Genomic DNA, 1,761 nt, shown 5'->3' on the forward strand with positions numbered 1-1,761 from the left:
AAAAAAAATAGTAGGGTCTGTGAAACCCCACTTTAAAAAATCGTATCACGTCGAGAAAGACGATTTTAAGAACACTATAACCTATGAACAGTATAACCTAAAAAGACAGCAGAATAACAGCTAAATGCAAACAGATTTTCGTTCGAGCGAATATCCGTTCCCATTGAATGCGACAGGATTCGACAGCGTGAGGGTGCCGGCACTGCCGGGGGTCCCCGGGCTGTCGAATCCTGTCGCATTTATTATTACGATACTGCTGAAAGACAGTTGACTTGCGTTAGATGTACGCTATAATTGAGTTACAACTGAATATAAAGGAGTCTACAACACCACGTAGGCTCTTTTTTACATTATGCAAGGAGGAGTTTACATGGAAGTGAAGCGTATTAGTTTGAAGGTCTCTCCGGATACGTATGACTGGATTCAAGAGGAAGCTAATAAGCGGGCATTGAGTATGAATGCTTTCATCATCCTAATGACAGAGCAGTATAGAACACAAAACGAGGCTTTAGGATTTAAGGACGTGCTAGAATTTTTGCAACAAGCACAAATCCAAGAACAACAGAAACCTACTGAATAACACAGGAGGTAGCTGCCAGTGGAAGTCGAGCGAAGCGATCCATTTACGTTGAGCAGGGCTGTGATAGGCTTACCGTGCCTTAGCCGGCAGATGTTTTTCCTGACGGGTTAGGCCCGGTTAGAGAATCACTGCCCGAAAGGCTCAATGTCAATGGCGACTGGGAACGGTGGCAATCGACTGTCCATTTTTAACATTTTACGTGATGGCTCTTATTAACTTGATTTTGATTCAACTTCGGGCGAAAAGTATATGAGGGGGTGCTAACTTGAATTTAAACGATGAGAATGAGTATGTAATAAAGGAGGGTGACTATGTGACAGTAACGAAGATGGGTCACGTGGTTGAAGTGCAACACATGCTGAAGAAGAACACAACCAATCACACGTTAAAGCTGGACGCTGATAGATATATGGTGATAGAAACTGGCGAGATCCTGGAATACGAAAAATCCAATACACGTGCTGATAATATGAATTCGCTCCGTAAAACTTTCAAGAAGCTACGTTATTTGATTAACAACAATTTTGTCGGTGGGAGAAATGAACTCTTTCTAACGCTCACATTTGCCCAGGAGTCATTTGATAATGGAATGGTAACCACTGCTACCAAAAACTTTATGAAACGTCTCAAGTATCGTTATAAGGACGAGTCCACCATTGACTATTTAAGCGTGGTCGAACCACATGCAAGCGGACAGTGGCATTTACACGTTTTGCTCCGTTTTAACGAGCTAGATAGGGTGTTTATACCGTCTAATGAGCTGGCTTCTATTTGGGGGCAAGGGTTTGTACAGGTTAAAAGCTTAGTAGATATAGACAATATAGGAGCATATCTATCGGCTTATCTTGCGGACCATCCTGTTCCTGACGACTTTCAGCCGAGAAGTGACCAAACACAGGTCATTGTGAAGCAGGTAGACGGCAAGGAGAAGAAGTTTATAAAGGGTGGTAGGCTTGACTGGTATCCTCCGGGGATGAACCTTTACAGGAAGTCTAAGGGGATTGTTTTTCCGGAACGTGAGGAAATGGAATATAAAAAGGCAAAAAAAATAGTAGGGTCTGTGAAACCCCACTTTAAAAAATCGTATCACGTCGAGAAAGACGATTTTAAGAACACTATAACCTATGAACAGTATAACCTAAAAAGACAGCAGAATAACAGCTAAATGCAAACAGATTTTC

Annotated in this window: 3 protein-coding genes; all 3 read left to right on the forward strand. The window is 42.1% G+C overall.

Translation table 11 applies throughout. From position 1 onward, the window contains the following. Positions 1 to 124 precede the first annotated feature (124 nt). The 3 genes from GIW82_RS14640 (at position 125) to GIW82_RS14650 (ending at position 1,745) form a co-directional block, all read left to right on the forward strand. Positions 125 to 271 (forward strand): hypothetical protein, encoded by a 147-nt coding sequence (locus tag GIW82_RS14640; protein ID WP_154750697.1) that lies wholly within the window; start codon positions 125 to 127, stop codon positions 269 to 271. A 99-nt stretch (positions 272 to 370) separates the two neighbouring features. Further along, positions 371 to 580, forward strand: coding sequence for a hypothetical protein (locus GIW82_RS14645; RefSeq protein WP_154750698.1), 210 nt, complete (start codon positions 371 to 373; stop codon positions 578 to 580). Positions 581 to 845: 265 nt separating this feature from the next. After that, positions 846 to 1,745, forward strand: coding sequence for a rolling circle replication-associated protein (locus GIW82_RS14650; RefSeq protein WP_154750699.1), 900 nt, complete (start codon positions 846 to 848; stop codon positions 1,743 to 1,745). The last annotated feature ends 16 nt before the right edge of the window (positions 1,746 to 1,761 follow it).

This window comes from Planomicrobium sp. YIM 101495 (assembly GCF_009707665.1).
Classification (GTDB): Bacteria; Bacillota; Bacilli; order Bacillales_A; family Planococcaceae; genus Planococcus.

What these genes read in the sequence shown, in the direction of transcription:
- GIW82_RS14640 (WP_154750697.1), top strand. Translation starts at nt 125, where the DNA reads ATGCAAACAGATTTTCGTTCGAGCGAATATCCGTTCCCATTGAATGCG.
- GIW82_RS14645 (WP_154750698.1), top strand. Translation starts at nt 371, where the DNA reads ATGGAAGTGAAGCGTATTAGTTTGAAGGTCTCTCCGGATACGTATGAC.